Below are 19,535 nucleotides of genomic sequence, written 5' to 3'. Positions count from 1 at the left end.
AAGGTAGGCCCCACCCAGAGTTTGCTACCGCTCGCTCTGAGCTCCATAAAACTTGTTTTGAGGAGGTGAAATTGATGCGGTCTACAGTTTGTCTTTAAAGATTGGGCATGACTTCGTGGCCACTTCGAGTGCCCAGCGCACGCCATACGTCGAGGTCGATGCTTTCGTTTAGAAATCCGACGCTGCCGTCGCAGCGTGCGACGTGCACGCCGCCGGGGTGGTTGCTGCGAACGCCGAATACGCCCCAGCCGCAGCTCTGCATATCCGGAATCCCACTTTGCGGCGGGTGATAGTGCGTGTATCCGGTCCAGTACTCACGGCCGTTGATCCAGCCCGCGCCGCGTTGTCCGGACCATCCGCGGTGCAGACTGCTGGCACGCGTGTAGGCTTCCATCAAATTGGGATCCTCAGGCAAAACGTAGCCTGTCATTCCGGGTTCCGACGGTGGCATTGACCCACTGATAAAGGCACAGGTCACATTGAACATCGTGCGTCGCCGCATCGAGTCAATCGTCGGCTCGCTGGGGGACTGCTCGAGCTGGCCAAGCAGATGTTCGGAAAACGCCGCGGTGTTACTCAGCCCATCAAGGATCGCTTCAAAACCAACGTTGGCATTGATCCACGATACGCCGTCAGTGGGAAGCCGGGTGTCGTACAGCGTGCCCACGCCGGTGCCGGTGTTCATCGCGTAGTTGGTACCGGCATAGGCCTGGGTGGGGCCATTTCCTGATAGCGAGGTCACGAAAAACGTTTGGTCATTAGCTTCGCTCGGGCACGTCAGCGTGGGGATCGCGGTCGCCGCTGCGGTATCGTGCGGGGCGACCAATTGGCCGGGACAGCATCCGACATGCAGCGGCCGATCGAAATGGATCATGTCCAACATGTTGCCTTGTTCATAAAACGGTGCCATCTGAGCGAACACCGAAAAGTTGCCTGCCGTGCTGGTGCCGTTCGTGTAATTGGTTGGCAATTTGCGGTGCGAGCTTTCGTAGTTGTGCATCGCCAGCGTGATTTGTTTCAGGTTGTTGCTGCACTGCATCCGCCGGGCGGCTTCACGAGCTGATTGCACGGCGGGCAACAGCAGCCCAACAAGGACACCAATGATGGCAATCACAACGAGTAGTTCGACCAGGGTGAATCCGCGTCGAGCCGGTTTGGGTATGGGGGGAAGCGAGAGGATTGGGGGCATTTTGGAAGTCCGTTGTGGTGTGGTGCGGGTGGGCGCGGACCGCTAGCCAGCACGCGGCAGGTAGCTGTCGCGAAGGAAGGGCGATGGTATTTGCATTTGGGTTTTGCATTCAGGCGTCGTAGGTCGCTGTCGCGCCAGCGGCGAAGACCACACTGGTGTGAGGAGCGAGCCTTCAAACACTAGCGCGGCAGCGGTGATTTCTGCGTACTCCGAAAATTCCACGCAGAGCGGGACGATCGGACGCGCAGCAACGAGCCAGATTGCAATCGGAACCGGGGGGGAAGAGGCCTTTAACGCACGCGGGGCTGGAAAGCCGCACTTGCATTTAGGCACTGGGAGACGCGGGCGCTAGGGCACCGGCGGTTCCGGGCAATGAGGGATGGCGACCGCTTGTTCATTGTCGATCGCAAAGCGGAACAGCAGCAGCGGAGTGCAGCAGGCGAGCGTTGGCGGACGGTTTGGGATCACCGCACTCGAAAAGATCGACCAGAGTAAATCGATGCCGTGACAGCTCGCAGCATCCTCGAGCCGAACAAGTCGTGTTTTCGGCGGCAATTCGGGGCTAGAATCCTGGTCCGCCGCGGTGGCGGGCTTCGCCGCACATTTCGCCGATGCACCTGAGCAACAGCCGCACGCGGTCGCGGGTTTGGATGGGGATGTTTCGCTTTTCACCAGCGAAAGATCAAGGGATTTGCGAGTCCGAGCGATCAAAAATGCAGGAGGTTGGACGTTGTTTTTGGCCGCCCATTGCAATTTTTCGGCGTCACTGTGGCAGCAGCATTTGTCCCAACAATACTCGGCCGTCGAGCAACCGCAGGGGCAACTTTCACAAGGAAATCGCCCGGTTTTCTCGGGGAGAGGAGCGGAGATGGGCAATCCCGTCATTCCACACGTCAACACAATCAACAGCGTGACGCTGATGATCCGTTTGAGCGTGTTCGATCGAGGGGAATGAAAGAAAAACAAAGCGGGCTCAAAGCCTCTACGGCGTGCCAAAGTTCGGCTCGCTCCTCACGCTTGAGATTCTACACGCCGCCGAGGCAAAGTAAATCAGCAACCGGCGGCGAATTCGTGCGACTTGCTGCCGCATCACCGGAGTGTCAGGTGTCGCGATCGCGAAGTCATCGATCAGTTCGTCCCAATGGACGGTTCGGTCGTGGGTGGATCAGTGGACGGATCAGTGCGACGTTGCCACACGCATTTCCTGGAATTGAATATCGGGATTGGCACGATGCAGTGCTTTGACATCCCATTCGGATTGAAGCAATACAGCGTCGTGGCCAAATTGGTCCAGTGCGAGTTTGCCAGAGTAGGGGAGTCGGATATTTGCTTTCTGCTCAGGCGTGGCGTTAAACCAGCGGACCAATTTGTACGGCCGCCAACTCAGCGACGTGGGGGCGTTGTACTCGGATTCCAGACGATAGCGGACGACATCGAACTGCAATTCACCGACGGCGGCCAACAAATTTTCGCGACGTTTGGTGTGGGCGTCATGAAAGACTTGAATCGCCCCTTCTTCGATCAACTGTTTCAGCCCGCGGTCGAACTGTTTCCGCCGGGCGGTGTCGGTGCAATCCAGCACGGCAAAGAACTCGGGTGAGAACTGGGGCAATCCCTCTTGGTGGACAATCTCATTCTGGCACAGCGTGTCGCCGAGTCGAAATTCGCCGGGGCAAACCAATCCAATGATGTCCCCCGGGTAAGCCTCGTCGATTGTTTGGCGATCTTGGCCAAAGATGCGAAACGCGCGAGCCAGCCGAATCTTCTTCATCGATCTCGCGATCGTCACTTCCATGTCGCGTTCGAACATGCCACTGCAAACTCGCAAAAACGCTACGCGGTCGCGATGCCGAGGATCGAGGTTCGCTTGGATCTTGAAAATGAATCCCGAGAAGTTGGGCGAAGGAGGCTCGGTCGCGTTACGAGATCCCGGCGGTGGACATAGTTTGAGGAATCCATGCAAGAAGTGTTCGATCCCAAAATTGGTCAACGCACTTCCAAAGAATACCGGCGTTTGCGCACCACTAAGAAATTGACTCTGCTCCAGCGAGGCTCCGGCCATTCGCACCAATTCCACCTCTTCGCCGGTGGCGTCAACAAGATCCGAGCTGATCGCCGGTTCGACCGTTTCCAAATCCGACCAGGAGACCACTTTTGACGAGATGCGACGATTGGCACGATGTTCATCAAACAGGTGAACCGAATCGTCATGCAGGTCGATGAAGCCGCGGAAGTCTTCGCCGCTGCCCAGCGGCCAATTCTGGGGTACCGGTTCGATCGAAAATTTGCGTTCAATCTCGTCGATGATTTCCAGAGGCGAGCGGCCGCGACGGTCGACTTTGTTGACGAACGTCAGCACGGGAATCTTTCGCAGCGCACAGACGCGGAACAGTTTTTCCGTCTGAGCCTCGATCCCCTTGGCCAAGTCGATCACCATCACGGCGGCATCGGCGGCCATCAGCGTGCGATAGGTGTCTTCGCTAAAGTCATGGTGACCAGGGGTGTCCAGCAGATTGATCTGGGCTCCGGCAAACTCGAACGTCAATGCGGTCGAGCTCACCGAGATACCACGCTCCTGCTCCATTTCCATCCAGTCGGATTTTGCTGTCCGCTCGGATTTCCGGCCTCGAACTGCACCGGCGATCTCGATCGAGTTGCCAAACAGCAGTAGCTTTTCGGTCAACGTCGTTTTGCCCGCATCGGGGTGCGAGATGATAGCAAACGTCCGTCTCCGCAAACGCTGTGTTTCAATTTCGGCAATCGACGAAGCTGATTTGGCGGCGGTGGCGGGGCGGGTAGGCAGAGTGCTCATAATGGAACTTGGATCGTAGATGACAGGCGTTTCGTGGAGAGCCACTTGTGGCGTCGTCCCTCACTTCCTGGTCGAGCGGTAAAGCAGGCAGGTCCGATCAGGCGAAAGGACACGGAAGAAGAAGCACAGCGTTCGAGAGTGACTGTCGAGTAAGGTGACAATCGGACGGCGATGTTCGCACTGCATTGCAGCGGTTCGCCGTCGGCATTCGTGCTAAGGGGGAGTGGTCATGCAGAAAAGGTAACTTCTTAGTAGCCTAGCAGCAACGGGACATCTCGGATTCATAGCGTCTGGTTCATACTCACAGCGTCATGAAAATTGGGGGATTTCAGGTCGCGACATGGACAACGGTTCACAAAACGGACCTGGGATGTGAATCCACTAGCGAGCGTCGTGGAACGTATTAAAAGTCCGTCACGAGGGATCTTTAGCCTCAACCGCTACGGAGAGAACGCCGACGCAACTTGATTTCATCTTGCGGCGAATCGATGTCGCAAGCCGCTTCGGGGCACTGCAGCAGATGCACCGTGCCCCGTGGCTGAGAGCGGAGCCAGTTTTTGGCACCTTGATCTCCGTGAAGTTCCAGCAAGCGCAAGATGGCGGCGCTAAAGCATACAGGCACGCCAGCCCCCGAGGGATACTGCGTGGCGGAACTGGCGAAGTCGCCGCTTATGACGGTGTCGATCAAGGCGGCGTAGTGTTCGGTTTCAATCGCGGGTTGGTCGCACAACGCGATCAGAATCGCGTCATCTTCGTTCCATTGAGACTGAAGTTCGCGAATCGCCAATCGCAAGCTCGTCGATTGTCCGTCACGCCAATCTGCGTTGTGCAACCAGCGAACCAGCGGATATTCATCCGTGTTCACACTGGCGATGATGGCTTCTTTATGGGCACCGACAACCACGTCGATTTGCTCAACTCCGGCCGCGCCAATTGTCTGGATCACATGCGTTAGCAAGTTGCCATCACCCCAGCGGATGAGCTGTTTCGGGTGGCCCAAGCGTGTTGAGCCGCCTGCGGCAAGAATGATCGCACGCTTCACGGCGACGTCACTGCGGTGAGTCGCACGAGTTCAGCCGGTTCGTGCAGCGGCTGGTTGCGACGGTGCAAAATGCCGCCGTCACGTTCACTTTCGATTGCGATCAATTCAGCCACGATCGAGATCGAGATCTCTTCAGGTGAAACCGCACCGATGTCCAAACCAATGGGGCTGCGGATGCGATCAATCTCGGTTTCGCTGAGTACGCGTCCTTGTTCGTAAAGCCGTTGGACCAAGCTCGCAAGTCGACGTTTGGGGCCAAGTAAACCAACGTATCGACTTTGAGAATCAAGCAGTTTTGGCAACAGTTTCACATCGCCTTCGAAATCGTGAGTCATTACGACGATATCCGTTCGCACATGAATGCTTAATCGCTCGCACTCCTCTGCGGGGTCATTGCAACGCACGTCGATCCGGCCATCGGGGACAAGGTTTGCAAAGCGATCTCGGTGGGCGAGTTCCGCACGTTTGCCGATCACGGTAACGTGCCAACCGAGTTGGGCCGCGGCGCGGACCAGCGGAATGGCGTCGTCGCCGGCGCCAAACACCACCAATTCACGAGGTGGACGCAGGATTTCGACGGCGGTTTCAACTTCATTGCCGTCGCGATCTCGATACATCAGTACTCGGTTGCGGTGCGATCCGAGCCATTCTCGCTCGCATTCGCTATCGATCGTCAATCCAGGGCGTGAAACAAAACGTTGGTCCGCCATTTCGACCCACATGTCACCCACGTCGTACTCGGCACTATTGCTGCGGTAAACCGTCAACAGCCTCGCGATCAATCCGTCTTCTTCAACACAATCAAGCACGTCGATGGCGATGGTGTCATCCGCTGTCACGCGTTGGCACAACACGTACACGACACCCTCGCATCCGGTGTTGTAACGCGTCGCAGTGACCGAATTACCACGAGTGTCAAACGCCAGCAATCGCGGCCCGGATTGGGTCGCTGACCAGACGCGTCGACAGAGATCTTTCTCGAGGCATCCTCCGCTGACATATCCACATCGCTGGCCCGATTCCGTCAACAGCAGTCTCGCACCAGGACGTCCATACCCGCTGCCGTCAAGTCGAACCACGGTGCATAGAACGCACGATTTCCCTTCTTCGATCACATCACGGGCAAGTTGAATGAGATGACGAGTATTCAAACCATCACCTTTTCGGGGGTAATGGGAAGACTGCGAATTCGTTTGCCCGTGGCGTGGTGCACTGCGTTCGCGACCGCAGCGGCGACACCGGTGATCGAGATTTCGCCAATGCCTTTCGCTCCGATCGGCGAGGCATCGTAATCAGCAGTATCAATCCACATGATGTCGATTTCGGGAATGTCGGCGTTGACCGGGATATGGTACTCGGCCAGATTGTCGTTCGTGATCCGTCCCAAGCGATGGTCCCAGTGAGTCGCTTCCTGCAGCGCATGACCAATGCCCATGATCATCCCACCGATAAACTGGCTGCGTCCCGTTTTCGCATTCAAAATGGTGCCGCACGAGTAACACCCCAGCATTCGCCGCATCCGTACCAAGCCAAGCTCTTCATCGACAGCGACTTCGACAAACGTTGCCCCGAACGAATGCTTCGAGAACGACGAATCCTTTGACGCTTTCAGTTCCCCCATCACGCTGACCGATTCCTTCATCGCGTCAGAGAGCAAATCTTCGATTGCGACTGATCCCTTTGGGCTGACCAGAGTTCCGTTTGCAAAGCGAACCTCGTCGACTTTGACACCGGACAACGCTGAATCCGATGGGGCGAGTCCCATTAATCGACTTTTCAGCTTTTCGACCGCATCGCGAATCGCACCACCGACGCTTGCCGTGGTCGCGCTGCCGCCCGAGATGCCGCCTTTGGGTAACACGGTATCGCCAAGTTCCATCGAAACTCGCGATGCAGGCACGTCCAACATATCGGCAAGCAACTGGCTTTGGGCGGTCCGGGTTCCCGTTCCGATCTCTTGCGAGCAGCAGTCAATTCTGACACGACCGTCCGCATGCACGGTCACGCGAACTTTGGTTGGAAAGGTAAAGAAAGGATAAGTGGCCGCCGCGACTCCTTGGCCGATCAACCAGTTGCCCTCGCTTTGGCTGCGAGGGGCACGATCGCGATCGTTCCATCCGAAACGCTTCGCCCCCGCGTCCAAACACTGCATCAGCAAGCGACTGCTAAATGGTTTGCCCGAGTGGATATCCTTTTCGGGTTCGTTGCGGCGACGCAGTTCAATCGGATCGATATTCAGTTCTTGGGCCAGTTCGTCGATGGCCGATTCCAGGGCAAACATTCCAGGCGTCTCTGCGGGCGCTCGCATGAATGTCGGCATTTGCGAGTGCAGACGACATTGTTTCTGGTCCAGACGCAAATGGTCCGTGTGATACATCATCCGCGTCACCATCGTGAAGGCTTCGCTGTACGTGTCTTTGATCGCCGTGGAAGCATAGCCGTCGTGAATGATCGAGTGAATTTTTCCATCCTTGTTGGCTCCGATCGCAACACGCTGGCGGATTGGCGTGCGATGACCTGTTCCGCCATACAGTTGACTTCGTGTGACGACGCACTTGCAGGGCTGGTCCGTCAGTTTCGCTGCGAAACACGCGAGCAACGCGTGAGGCCACATCAAGCCCTTGGATCCAAACGCACCGCCGACGTATTTGCAGATCACGCGAACTTGCTTTGGATCGATGCCAAACACTTTGGCGTAACTCGTTTGTGCCGCCGACAAACTTTGCGAAGTTTCGTAAACGGTCAAGAACGGCTTGTTGTTTTGGGTGGTCCAGTGCGCGATCGCAGCATGCATTTCGATTGGATTGTGATGGTTGCCAATCAACGGATATTCGTGGTCAACCATCACCTCACTTTCTTGCAATGCCTGTTCCGCGTCACCGATAGTGATCACCGCTGGCGCCCCCATCAGTTTTTCAGGACGTTCGTCCGCTTGCGCTTGATCGATATCCGTGACGTGCGGTTTGGTTTTGTATTTTGATTTCACTTGTAGCGCCGCATCACGCGCCGCGGTGAACGATTCAGCAACGACGGCGGCCATGTATTGCCCTGCGTGAAACACCTCTTTCTCGGCGGCGGGAAACAGCGAAGAAGCCACCGTGGTGGCAAAATTGGTTTCCGAGCCGGATTGGACCCGCGTAAACTTAGGCACATTCTCGGGCGTGATGATCAGCCGCACTCCGGACATCTTTTCTGCGTCGCGTGAGTCAATCTCGCGAACCGTGCCGTGCGGGATCGTCGACGGAACCGCAACGACGTGCAACATGTTTTCGATTGGCCACTCGGCAGTGAACGTGGCCGTGCCTGTGACTTTCTCGCGGCCGCTGACTCGGACAAGTGGTTTTCCGACCGGACCCTGTAAATCTAAGCTCGTATAATTCGTCACTGCACACCTCGTCCGTGTTGCATTGCCCAAAGTTCTTGATCGTTAAGTGGTCCGTGGTCGCGGAGGATTTTTAAGGCTCGAACAAGCGTCCTTTTAGCGAGTCGGACTTTGTACTGCGTCCCCGGTGGCGGGTTCGCGTTGGCGAGCGCGGCGTCGGCCGCTTGTTCGAACGTGTTGTCTGTGGCTGGCTGACCAATTAACGCGTTTTCCGCCTCGGGGCTATGCCAGGGAATCGACCCCAGCCCTCCAAGACCAACATTGGCCGATTTGATCGTTGCCGAGCTTCCATCGCCGTCAAGCTCGATGCCGACCGACGCGCTGGCTAACGCAAACGCATAGCTGCTACGTTCACGGACTTTCAAGTAGATGCTGTTTCGCAAGGTGGCTGAAATCGGCAGTTCAATCGCGGTAATCACCTCGCCGCGCTCCAGTGCAGTTGAATATTGGAATTCCGTCTTGTTTGGCTGACGGTAGAAAGACCTTGCATCGATCGCTCGGTCGCCCTCGCGACCCGTTACTCGCACTTGGCCTGCGAAGGCGACTAAGGTGACGGCAAAGTCACCGGGGTAGACGCCGACAAGCCGGCCGTTATTGCCGAGGACCGCCATCATCGAGGTCTCGACCCCGGGCGTGTCAAATTTCAATTCCGCGTCTCCCTCGGGATTGAGCGGCATGTCGGGATGGCGAAAGTAGGTACAGCGTGTTCGCTGCAATAGATTGCCGCCGAGCGTGGCCATGTTTCGGATTTGGGGCGACGCCGCCAAAATCAGCGATTGACGCACTGCCGCGAGCGAGTCTTTGACAGCCTCGTCGTCGGCAAGCTGGCTCATCGTACAGCCGGCCCCGATAACAAGTTTCGCTTGCTGCACCGAGACGCTGTTGTCTAGCAGCGGTTTGACGAAGCTAAGCCGAGAAGGCGTCAGCACGTTGAGTTTCATCAAGTCTAGCAACGTCGTGCCGCCACCGAGCAGCATCGTTCCCTCGGCTTGCAGTTGTCGTCCCGCTTCAGCAATGGACGCAGGACGCTCGAACTGGAATGGAATCATGACGGCTCCTTCGATGTGGAAGAGTCCGATGAGGAAGAATCGGAAATCACGACAACGCCGGAGGCGGGATCGCTTTCCGGTTCACTTCCGGCGACTTGGCGGACGGCCGCCAGGATGTTGGGATAGGCACTGCAGCGGCACAGATTTCCGCTCATCCATTCGCGGGTCTCCTCGCTCGATCCAGCCGCATGGCCTTCGTCGACACAAGCGATGCCCGACATGATTTGGCCCGGCGTGCAATAACCGCACTGATAGGCATCGCAGCGCAAGAAAGCTTGTTGCATTGGATGCAGATTTTCGCCGCTGGCCACTCCTTCGATCGTTTTGATCTCGGTTTGGTCGACCGTGGCAGCCAAGGTCAAACAGGACAGCACGCGACGGCCATTGATGTGAACCGTGCACGCCCCACAAGCTCCATGATCGCAGCCCTTCTTCGTTCCGAAGTGCTGCAGATCGTCGCGAAGCAGGTCCACCAGCGTGGTGCGAGCGTCGATCGTAACTTTTTTGGATTTACCGTTCAGTTTGAACTGAATGGTGACAGTTGGTCGATTGGCGGTCACATCGACATCGGTTGGCGTCTCAGCGGCCACCGCCGCGTTCGCTTCGCTGAGGACCACCGAAGTAGCCGACGCCACTCCAACATTCTTGAGAAATTCGCGGCGTTTGACTTCAATGCGATCGGGCATAGCAGGATCCGGTGCCGATTGAGATAAGAGCTTCGAGTGGCGTCCCCAGCGAAGCAAGTTACGCGCCAATGACTTGCTTGGTGGTCTCTCTCGGCGTTCCAGCGGATTGCCGCTACGGCGACGGCAGCGTGGGCGATTTCTCTTCCAGCACCACCGGAGCCGTCTGCAAATTTCGGATTTCGGCTTCCATCTTGCTCACCGCTTCGGAGCCGCTGTGGAAACCGTACTCCAGTTCAAAACTGCGTGATTGGCCGGGTGCCAGTTTGGGCACGCGGCCGAAATGACGTTCGATGTTGCGATTGAATGGGAAACCGGTGCCCGGTTCGATTCCGGTCACGTAACCATCCGCTTCGGCTGCGGTGTTCTTCCAAATCGTCAAATAAGGCAACTGTGACGTATTCCATGCGACCGAGGCTGCTTGGTCGCCGGCGTCATTGACCAGCATCGCTTGGGTGCGTCCGCTCGCATCCGCGATCGGGTACACCAAATAGACTTCTTCGATGAATCCTTTGGTCGGAGCCTGGTAGTTTGCAAAGTGATCGATTGATTTTGCGGCGTTCTCGTTCATCGGTTCGATCTTCTCCGCTGCAACGACAGTGCGAGCGTTTTTCTCTAACAGCGGCGCGCCGAAATTGGTGTGATTGATCAGCTGGAATTCTTGCTCGTCGGCACCGTGATTGACCAACGTGTCGGTGATCCGCAAAGTCGGTTCGCCTGGAACCACCGAAATTTCGGTGATCAACTCGAGTTTCGGGCCGTAAAACATTCGCTCGTTCACGATGCCTTGCAGCCGGATGCGATGAGGAGCTTCGCGATCGACCGTAACGGTGACCTTCGACGCGGGAATGTTTCCGATCTTGCCGTGCAGCGTTAGATCCATCTCGACCTTGTCGCCCACGTTGTTGGTGAATGCGTCCTTGCCGGGATGTCCCGCGTATTCCAATCCGCAGCGGACCATCCATTCGTTGAATCCTTCGAGCCATCCAAGGCCGCCTCGGCTTTCGAGATTGATGTATTGCGGATGAACTACTTCTTTGACGGGCGAGTCCCAACCAAACCTCACCGCTGCGGAATCACGTTCATTCGAGTTCGCTTTTTTCGTGACACGCAACACGCTCATGCCTCGCGTGGGAACCACGACGATTTCCAGCACACCGTTATCGATCGTGACCAGTTCGCAGCCCTCTTGTTTGCCGCCGTGCAGTGTCGTTTTTTCCACGAACCATGCCGGTTGGTTTTGCGGCGACACGTCGGCGAAGTCTTTCGCAGTGATTCGCAAACTCTCGGTTCGCGTATTCGTTTCGGTGTCAGTTAGAACGACCATGTGATCACCGTCGCTATTGTCTTGGGCCAATCCCACCGTGGCCGCACCACTGCATGAGAGCACCGCGAGGACGAAATGGAAACGATGGAACATGGGTTAGCTCGCCTTTGTGCAGTCTATGGAGTATTTTGGGATCCAACGTAATCGAATTAGCGTGCACGGTCGGCAAAACGTTGCGAAGAATTGGCAAGTTTGCAACAATTCTGTTGATGCTGCGAAAATCCACGCCGGCCTCGTGTCGCTCGGTTATGATGAGGGACAGGCCTTTGGCGGACAACGACCCTCTGCAAGCAAAAAAGCACGCCGGGTCGCTTCGCCGCCTCGGTCCCACCCTCGCTCGCTCTCCCTTTCCCACCTTTGAACCTGCCTGATGCGTTTTTTACCGTCGATTCTTGCGCTATTGCATGGCTTGCTGTTCAGCGGGCTGTCGCTTGTTGTCTCGCTCGATGCGGCCGAGATTGTCGACGGTCCTCCATCGTTTGCACCCGAACAGATCGAGTTTTTCGAAACGCAGATCAGACCGCTATTGGTCCAGCACTGTTTCGATTGTCACAGCACCGATGCACCTGAGCCCGAGGCCGGGTTGTACGTCGATTCACGAGAAGGTGTTTTGCGAGGCGGCGAATCAGGTGCCGCAGTGGTGCCGGGCAAGCCGTCGGAAAGTTTGCTGATCCAATCGGTTAACTACGAAGCGAGCGAGATGCCGCCGGATCGTAAATTGGATCAGCGGCAAATTGATGCGTTGACAAAATGGGTTGAAATGGGAGCTCCTTGGCCTCAGGTCACTTCATCGCCGGGAGTCCCGATCGCAACCGGTACCGATTGGTCCTCGTTTGATTGGGCGTCCGCTCGACAGAGCCATTGGGCGTGGCAGCCCGTGCAGCGGCCGGAAATCCCTATGGTGGACCCAAACTTCGTGGTCAATCCGATTGACAATTTTATTGTCGCACGTCGGATCGCAGCAGGACTTGAAGCAGTGGCGACCGCGGAACCCGAAATTCTAGTCCGTCGCATTTACATCGATCTGATTGGCGTACCGCCCACGCCGGCACAAGTGCAGACGTTTGTTGAGTCGGCGACGGTGAATCGGCAAAATGCGGTCGAGTCGCTGGTCGATGAACTGCTCGCTTCGCCGATGTACGGCCAACGTTGGAGCCGTCATTGGTTGGACGTCGCTCGTTACAGTGACGGACAGGGTGGTTTTCTGGATAACAAACCGCTCGACGCTGCATGGCGTTATCGCGATTGGGTTGTCGATGCCCTCAATCAAGATATGCCAATCAATGAATTCATTCGTTTGCAAATCGCCGGCGATCAAAACGGCGAGTATTCCGAAGCAATCGCGACGGGGTTCTTCGCACTCGGGCCAACCTATCGATCCGACGGTGGCGATCCCGACAGCGTTGCTCAGGCCAAAGGCGAAACGCTGGACGACCGCATCGATACGCTCACGCGAGGATTGCTGGGGATCACCGGAGCGTGTGCCCGTTGTCATGACCACAAATTTGATCCGATCCCTCAACAGGATTACTATTCGCTCGCCGGGGTTTTCAATAACACGGCGGTGCGGGACATGCCGCTCGCGGCGGACGATGTGGTCAAGCGTTTTGACGATCACCAACGCAAAGTCAACGAACTGCAAAAACAGCTCAATCAGCTCAATAAAAAAATCAAAGATGATAAACGTGATGCAACCGCCGAGGAACAATCGCAGTTGGACGAATGGCAGGCGAAATTAGCGGAATTAAAACAGAACGCTCCCCCCGGCTACGAAATCGCGCATACGTTACACGACACGGGTGACGGCGATATGAAAGTCGCATTGCGAGGCAATCTTCGCCGCACCGGTGACGTCGCACCGCGTCGTTTTTTGCGGCTGTTGTCGGGCGAAGAATCGGATCGATTCACAAACGGCAGCGGACGTGCGGAGCTTGCCGCTGCGATCGTTGATCCCGAAAACCCTCTGACGGTTCGCGTTTTTGTCAATCGCGTGTGGATGCATCACTTCGGCGCTGGGCTGGTTCGCACACCCAGTAACTTTGGCACGCTCGGTGAACCTCCGACGCATCCTGAGTTACTCGATTGCATGGCTAGCGAGTTTATCTCGGGCGGTTGGTCACTCAAATCGCTGCATCGCCAAATCATGACTTCGGCCAGCTACCAGCTTAGCAGCACGTTTGACGAGCAAGCATTTAAGGCCGACGGCGACAACCGGCTGTTGTGGCGAATGAGTCCTAGGCGAATGGATGTCGAAGCGTGGCGTGATTCGCTATTGGCGGTGACCGGTGAACTCGATACGTCGCTGGGCGGTCCCTCGATCGCGGATGTCACTCAGAATAAACGCCGAACACTGTACGCCAAAGTCAGCCGCAACGGTGATGTCTTTGAGTCGGATCGTTTCCTGCGTCGATTTGATTTTCCGCTGATGCGGGCGACGGTGGCCCAGCGACCCAGCAGCATTGTGCCACAACAGTATCTGTTTTTGATGAATAGTCGCTTCATGGTCGAGCGAGCGAAGTCGCTGGTGTCGTTGCTGGCGACTGAAAATGAATCCGACGTGGCACGGATCGAGCACGCTTATGATTTGTTGTACTGCCGCAGTCCCGAGCCGATGGAATTGCAACTCGGGCTTCAGTTTCTTTCCAGTCCCGAGGATGCGAATCCGCTTTCGCGATGGGATCGCTACGCTCAAGTCCTGCTGAGTTCCAATGAATTTATGTTTGTGAGGTAATTGAAGATGTTTCACTATGATCCGATGCCCGTGCTGAGCCGCCGCGGCGCGCTTCGCAAAATGGGCGCGGGGTTTGGCTCGATGGCGTTGGCGAGCGTGGTTGCGCAGGCGGAAGCAGCAGCGGGATCGGCCGTATCCGCTTCGCCGCTATCACCGAAATTGCCGCACTTTGCCCCTAAGGCCAAGCATGTGATTCAATTGTTCATGCCCGGCGGTCCGTCTCAGGTGGACACGTTTGACTACAAACCACAGCTAGCGAAGTTCGCGGGCCAGCGGCCGGCAATGGTCGATCGTAAATCGCTGCGGAATACCAAGATGGGGCTGATGCCGTCGCCGTACTCGTTCAAACAGTACGGTCAATGCGGCAAGCATGTCAGCGAGATTTTTCCGCACGTTGCCCAGTGTGTTGACGATATTTGTTTCATCCATTCGATGCACACCGACATTCCCGAGCATGCCGGCGCGATGATGATGATGAACGCCGGTCATCTGCAACCGAGTCGTCCCAGCATGGGGTCATGGTTGGTCTATGGATTGGGAACCGAGAACCAAGACTTGCCGGGATTTGTCGCGATGAGTCCACGGGCTCAACCACGCAACAAGCTGGCGAATTGGGGCAATGCGTTTTTGCCAGGCGCCTACACCGGTACCTATGTCAACATTCACGAAATGCAGCCCGATCACATTTTGGACGACCTGAAAAACGGTTGGTTGCCCAAGGCGGGCCAGCGTCAGCAGGCCGATTTGCTGACACGGCTAAACCAGATCGATCTGGAGCGTCAACGACAAGACCAGCAACTCGAAGCGAGTATCCAGACGATGGAGATGGCGTTTCGCATGCAGTTCGCCGTTCCGGATGCGTTTGATACAAGCCAGGAATCGAAACAAACGCTGGAAATGTACGGCGACAGCGAATATGCAAAAGGTTGCCTGTTGGCGCGGCGGTTGATCGAACGTGGCGTCCGTACCGTTCAGCTCTCTCATTCGATCGATGGTTACGATATTGCTTGGGATACCGGGCACAACAACATCGTCGACGGCCATCGAAAATTGGCGGTGGCATGTGATCAAGGGATCGCAGCGCTGATCAAGGATTTGAAACAGCGTGGGCTGTTTGAAGAGACCTTGCTGATTTGGGGAGGCGAATTTGGCCGCGCCCCGACCTCCGAAGGCCAAAAGGGCCGCGACCATGATCACTACGGATTCACCACTTGGATGGCAGGCGGCGGCGTGAAAGGTGGAATCAGTTACGGATCGACTGATGAATTTGGGCTGACCGCCGTCGAAGATCGTGTGCACGTCCACGACTTGCATGCGACGGTCTTGCACTTGATGGGGCTGGACCACGAGCGGTTGACGTACCGCTACAGCGGGCGTGACTACCGTTTGACCGACGTGCACGGAAAAGTGGTGAAGGACATTATCGCCTAAAACGCAGGACGAAAAGACAAGCAGCAGACCCCAAAATCGGTTTTCGCTTCGCCGCCATATCCGCGTCAAATTCGCCCTCCCCCCTCCCGTAGTGGATCTTGCTAAAGATCCCTGTGCGGAAAATTACGGTGCAAAACAGCATTTATGTCGCCTCTCCGTAGTGGATCTTGCTAAAGATCCCACCCCGAAACATCCCGGCACATCGAAGACAACACGACGCTCAAGCAACTATTCCATTGCCTCGCGAACTCAAGTTTTGGTCCGGGTAATTTCGCCCGGATGATGCATCCACCTTGTGCGACTACAATAGACACCTCCCCAAAACACTCCCCTGATTCCCCTTTTCAGCGAAAGCTTATCGTGACCTTGCTTCGTATTCTCGTCGCCGTTCCCGTTATTGCACTGACTCTACTGACCGCCGTCCGCAGCGATGCAAAAGACGCGGCGGAACCCAAACGTCCCAACGTGCTGTTCATCTTGACCGATGATCAACGCTACGACGCGCTCAGCTGTATGGGGCACCCTCATTTAAAGACGCCAAATATCGATCGCTTGGCCGACGAAGGATTGCTGTTCAAAAACCACTTTTGCACCACCAGCCTCTGTTCGCCCAGTCGTGCTTCGATCCTGAGTGGGCTTTACGCTCACACCCATGGTGTTACGAACAACTTCACCGAATACCCGGCGGACATGACCAGCTTTCCGCTGCGTTTGCAGGACACAGGCTACGAGACTGCCTACGTCGGTAAATGGCATATGGGCGAAGGGAATGACATGCCGCGGCCCGGGTTTGATCATTTCGTGACGCATAAAGGTCAAGGTAGTTACTTTGACACCGAGTTCAATTTCAACGGCAACGACCGCCGCGTCGTCAAGGGCTACTACACCAAGGTGGTGACCGATATGGCAATGGACTGGATCGGGGACCGCGACTCGGACAAACCTTGGTTGATGATGGTGGGCCACAAGGCACCGCACAGCTTCTACTTTCCTGAAGAGAAGTATCAAAAGACGTTTGACGATGTGGATGTGCAGTATCCCAAAAGTGCATTCAATTTGAGTGACAAGCCAGCGTGGTTTCAAAAGCGACTTGATACTTGGCATGGAATCTATGGACCGCTGTTCGATTGGCGAAAACAGTTTCCCGACAAAAGTCCCGAGGCAGTAAAGGACTTTGCTCGCATGGTCCGTGCTTATTGGGGAACGCTGTTGTCGGTCGACGACAGCGTCGGGCGTTTGTATCAGTTTCTCGAAGAGCGTGGCGAGCTCGATAACACGCTGGTGATCTTTACCTCGGACAACGGGTTGTTGGAGGGCGAACATGGGATGGTCGACAAACGGACCGGGCATGAACCTTCGATTCGGATTCCGCTGGTGGTCCGTTATCCGGGGCTAACCCAACAGTCTCGCGTGATTCCGCAGTTAACCGCGACGATTGATTTTGCACCCACGATTTTGGATATCTGCCACGCCGAGCCGCTGGAAAAGGTGCACGGGGCAAGCTGGAAACGTTTGGCACAAGGCGACACGTCGGATTGGCGAACCAGTTTGTATTATGAATACAACTATGAAAGCCAGTTTCCTTACACACCGAATGTTCGGGCGCTGCGAACCGACCGCTGGAAATACATTCGCTACCCGCATGGTGACGGATCGCCTGATCGTCACATGGCGGAACTGTACGATTTATCGGTCGACCCCGAAGAAGACACGAATCTGATCAACGTCGCAGAATATGCGGGGACGGTCAAAAGGCTTCGTGCAGAGCTGGATCGTTTGATCGCCGCCAGCGGCGATGGCAAGCCCGACAGCATGCCGATTGACGAAGGCATCCAGTCGGGGTTGCCCGAAGAGTCGATTCGCTAAACTCGGGGTGTTGCTTGTAAGAGCGTCGGTGTTGCGACACCGACAATTGCATCACTGAGTTGTCTACAGGGCTCTTGGGTGAAATGCCAGTCGCACTGCGAAACAATTAGCTGGATCGCAGCGGCAGACGATGGCCAGGGATGTGCGGGGTTAAAAGATGGGAGGTTAAAAGATGGGAAAACAGGGGTGGATCAAGAGTATTCCGGTCTAACAACTCTCCGTGTCTCTGTGTTGAAACGCGACGCTGTGAAGCATTTAGAGGCGGCAAATTACGGCAATTGCGTCTTGTAGCTAGGCTCGCCAGCGCGTGGGTGGTTGCCGCGCAAATGCGAATCAACACCTTCTGGCGAAGGTCGCTACGAGTAAAGGCTTCACAGGGCTCGCCCAAACGGCTAACGGGATTTCACTCAATGATTCCTGCCTAAGTGCTTAGATCTATTGGGTGTCGGCCTTGTAGCGGATGCGAAACAAATCAAAACGTGAATTAATACGCACTTTTGCGAGCGCCTGGTCACCGTCGCGAATCAATGCAGTCGATGTCGTGTTCGTGGGAAATCCAGCATCTGTGCTTGTCAGCACGACCCAATTGAATCCGCTGGAGCTACGCGAAATGTACGCGGACATGCCGCACGCGCCACCACCATGCGCCGCGGTAAAGCCGTTTTGTGCGGGCCAGATATCCCATCCAAATCCGTAGAAATTCGGTTTCGGTGATCCATCGTCTCGAACAAGCGGTAAGCCTGTGGGTGGTGAAAACATCGCCTTGATCGCATTGGGGGATAAGATTCGCATGCGTGTCGGCGAGTCGAATGCGGCTAGCAACCGAGAAAGGTCAACTGCAGAAGCGAGCCAGCCGCCGTGCGACTCGACAACCTTGTTTGGCCATGATCGATGATCACACTCAACAAAGCTACCGCGGATCGGCTCTCCATTCTCCTTTGTATGGGTGTATGCCGTTGCCTCGTTGTCATACGGTTCGTCCGCGCGAAGTCTCATTTGTTGAATACCCAGTGGCCTCAATACCTCGTTTGTCACGTAATCTTCGTAGGTTTTGCCTGTCACTTTCTCGATCACTCGGCCCAAGATGCAGTAGCCAAAGTTTGAGTAGGCATGCTTTGTGCCAGCGTCAAAGTCCAGCGGCTTTGTGAGCATGTATTGAACAATGTGATTCGGGTGCAACTGTTCGTGGGCGATGTTTAGATGCTCACAAACACGCACTCGGTTGCTTGTTCCAAGTGGATCATAGGAAGCGTTTCGATCCCATCCGCCCGTATGGTTCAGAAGATGCCGGATGGTCACCGCTCGAATTCGAGCATCAAACTCTTCGTTTCCGTTCGCAGACGGATCTAGCTCTAAAACGTCAATGAAACGATCATCGAGCCCAAGCTTCCGGTCCTGGACAAGCTTCACGACCGCAATTGCAGTAATGGGTTTGGACACGCTGGCGATACTGAACAGCGTTGTTGGCTCCGCCAGATCTGCTGTGGATAAATCGCGATATCCAATCGCTCGGGCGTAGATCAGTTTGCCGTTTCGTGAAACGGCAACGGCCGTCCCGACGGCATCGCGGTTATTTGCAAACTGTTCCACAAGCGGATCTAGAACCGACGCGATTTCCTTCGCGATGGTGGGGTCCGACGATGGATCGGGCGAGACCGGAATGGTGTCGTTCGGACGCGACAGCGGTTCCGCCGCATTAGTGCAGGGAAGGTAAAGTAACACGCTCGCCACGAAGGCCGGAATCGTAAGGTGCTTCATCAAGGTGCGGTCAAATCTAGAAAGACGGGTGGATTCGGAAAGGCAGGCATTGGGTTCACCGCATGGCAGCGATAATTGCGCTGCCGCGGTGGATTTTTAATCGGCTACATTGCTGTTCGATTCGAATCGCAATTACCCGACCATCGACGACACGATGCTAACGCTGTTCATCGGAGAGGAAAACCCGACATCATGCCGATCGACGAAGGCATCAAGTCCGGCTTACCCGAGGAGTCGATTCGCTAAGCAAACGTTCGGAAATAAC

Annotated in this window: 13 protein-coding genes; 3 read left to right on the top strand and 10 right to left on the bottom strand. The window is 55.8% G+C overall.

Annotated features, from left to right (window positions below; translation table 11 throughout):
• Window positions 1-94 precede the first annotated feature (94 nt).
• From ABD971_RS19480 to ABD971_RS19440, 9 genes are all read right to left on the bottom strand, one after another.
• Window positions 95-1,189: a DUF1559 family PulG-like putative transporter gene (locus tag ABD971_RS19480; RefSeq protein ID WP_345324780.1), complete on the bottom strand. Its 1,095-nt coding sequence runs from the start codon at window positions 1,187-1,189 to the stop codon at window positions 95-97.
• Window positions 1,190-1,537: 348 nt separating this feature from the next.
• Window positions 1,538-2,185 carry a hypothetical protein gene (locus ABD971_RS19475; protein WP_345324778.1) on the bottom strand — a complete coding sequence of 216 codons (648 nt, stop codon included), beginning with the start codon at window positions 2,183-2,185 and terminating at the stop codon, window positions 1,538-1,540.
• 181 nt (window positions 2,186-2,366) lie between these two features.
• Window positions 2,367-4,001, bottom strand: coding sequence for a peptide chain release factor 3 (locus tag ABD971_RS19470; protein ID WP_339938149.1), 1,635 nt, complete (start codon window positions 3,999-4,001; stop codon window positions 2,367-2,369).
• A gap of 433 nt (window positions 4,002-4,434) precedes the next feature.
• Entirely contained in the window at window positions 4,435-5,043 is a 609-nt protein-coding gene (locus ABD971_RS19465) for a nucleotidyltransferase family protein (RefSeq protein ID WP_345324775.1), read from the bottom strand.
• On the bottom strand, window positions 5,040-6,194 hold the full coding sequence (locus ABD971_RS19460; protein WP_345324773.1) for an XdhC family protein: 1,155 nt from the start codon (window positions 6,192-6,194) through the stop codon (window positions 5,040-5,042). The genes ABD971_RS19465 and ABD971_RS19460 overlap by 4 nt, the downstream gene beginning before the upstream one ends.
• Entirely contained in the window at window positions 6,191-8,428 is a 2,238-nt protein-coding gene (locus ABD971_RS19455) for a xanthine dehydrogenase family protein molybdopterin-binding subunit (RefSeq protein ID WP_345324771.1), read from the bottom strand. The genes ABD971_RS19460 and ABD971_RS19455 overlap by 4 nt, the downstream gene beginning before the upstream one ends.
• Entirely contained in the window at window positions 8,425-9,474 is a 1,050-nt protein-coding gene (locus ABD971_RS19450) for an FAD binding domain-containing protein (protein WP_345324769.1), read from the bottom strand. Before ABD971_RS19450 ends, ABD971_RS19455 begins: the two co-directional genes overlap by 4 nt.
• Window positions 9,471-10,160, bottom strand: coding sequence for a (2Fe-2S)-binding protein (locus ABD971_RS19445; protein ID WP_345324767.1), 690 nt, complete (start codon window positions 10,158-10,160; stop codon window positions 9,471-9,473). Before ABD971_RS19445 ends, ABD971_RS19450 begins: the two co-directional genes overlap by 4 nt.
• Before the next feature lie 112 nt (window positions 10,161-10,272).
• Entirely contained in the window at window positions 10,273-11,577 is a 1,305-nt protein-coding gene (locus ABD971_RS19440; RefSeq protein WP_345324765.1) for an aldose 1-epimerase family protein, read from the bottom strand.
• A 277-nt stretch (window positions 11,578-11,854) separates the two neighbouring features.
• Between ABD971_RS19440 and ABD971_RS19435 the strand changes: the two genes are divergently transcribed.
• The 3 genes from ABD971_RS19435 (at window position 11,855) to ABD971_RS19425 (ending at window position 17,512) form a co-directional block, all read left to right on the top strand.
• On the top strand, window positions 11,855-14,215 hold the full coding sequence (locus tag ABD971_RS19435) for a DUF1553 domain-containing protein (RefSeq protein ID WP_345324763.1): 2,361 nt from the start codon (window positions 11,855-11,857) through the stop codon (window positions 14,213-14,215).
• Window positions 14,216-14,221: 6 nt separating this feature from the next.
• A complete protein-coding gene (locus tag ABD971_RS19430; protein ID WP_345324761.1) occupies window positions 14,222-15,646 on the top strand; it encodes a DUF1501 domain-containing protein in 1,425 nt (474 codons plus the stop codon).
• A 360-nt stretch (window positions 15,647-16,006) separates the two neighbouring features.
• Complete coding sequence (locus ABD971_RS19425; RefSeq protein ID WP_345324759.1) at window positions 16,007-17,512, top strand: sulfatase family protein; 1,506 nt, start codon at window positions 16,007-16,009, stop codon at window positions 17,510-17,512.
• A 435-nt stretch (window positions 17,513-17,947) separates the two neighbouring features.
• Here ABD971_RS19425 and ABD971_RS19420 read toward each other — a convergent pair whose 3' ends face one another.
• Complete coding sequence (locus tag ABD971_RS19420) at window positions 17,948-19,270, bottom strand: serine hydrolase domain-containing protein (RefSeq protein ID WP_345324757.1); 1,323 nt, start codon at window positions 19,268-19,270, stop codon at window positions 17,948-17,950.
• Between the last annotated feature and the right edge of the window lie 265 nt (window positions 19,271-19,535).

This window comes from Novipirellula rosea (assembly GCF_039541335.1).
Classification (GTDB): Bacteria; Planctomycetota; Planctomycetia; order Pirellulales; family Pirellulaceae; genus Novipirellula; species Novipirellula rosea.
Note: the sequence above shows the minus strand (reverse complement) of the source record. Positions and strands in the feature narration are given on the sequence as shown.

Coding starts and splice junctions, on each gene's coding strand:
- ABD971_RS19480 (WP_345324780.1), bottom strand. CDS start 1,189: ATGCCCCCAATCCTCTCGCTTCCCCCCATACCCAAACCGGCTCGACGC.
- ABD971_RS19470 (WP_339938149.1), bottom strand. CDS start 4,001: ATGAGCACTCTGCCTACCCGCCCCGCCACCGCCGCCAAATCAGCTTCG.
- ABD971_RS19450 (WP_345324769.1), bottom strand. CDS start 9,474: ATGATTCCATTCCAGTTCGAGCGTCCTGCGTCCATTGCTGAAGCGGGA.
- ABD971_RS19445 (WP_345324767.1), bottom strand. CDS start 10,160: ATGCCCGATCGCATTGAAGTCAAACGCCGCGAATTTCTCAAGAATGTT.
- ABD971_RS19440 (WP_345324765.1), bottom strand. CDS start 11,577: ATGTTCCATCGTTTCCATTTCGTCCTCGCGGTGCTCTCATGCAGTGGT.
- ABD971_RS19435 (WP_345324763.1), top strand. CDS start 11,855: ATGCGTTTTTTACCGTCGATTCTTGCGCTATTGCATGGCTTGCTGTTC.
- ABD971_RS19430 (WP_345324761.1), top strand. CDS start 14,222: ATGTTTCACTATGATCCGATGCCCGTGCTGAGCCGCCGCGGCGCGCTT.
- ABD971_RS19420 (WP_345324757.1), bottom strand. CDS start 19,270: ATGAAGCACCTTACGATTCCGGCCTTCGTGGCGAGCGTGTTACTTTAC.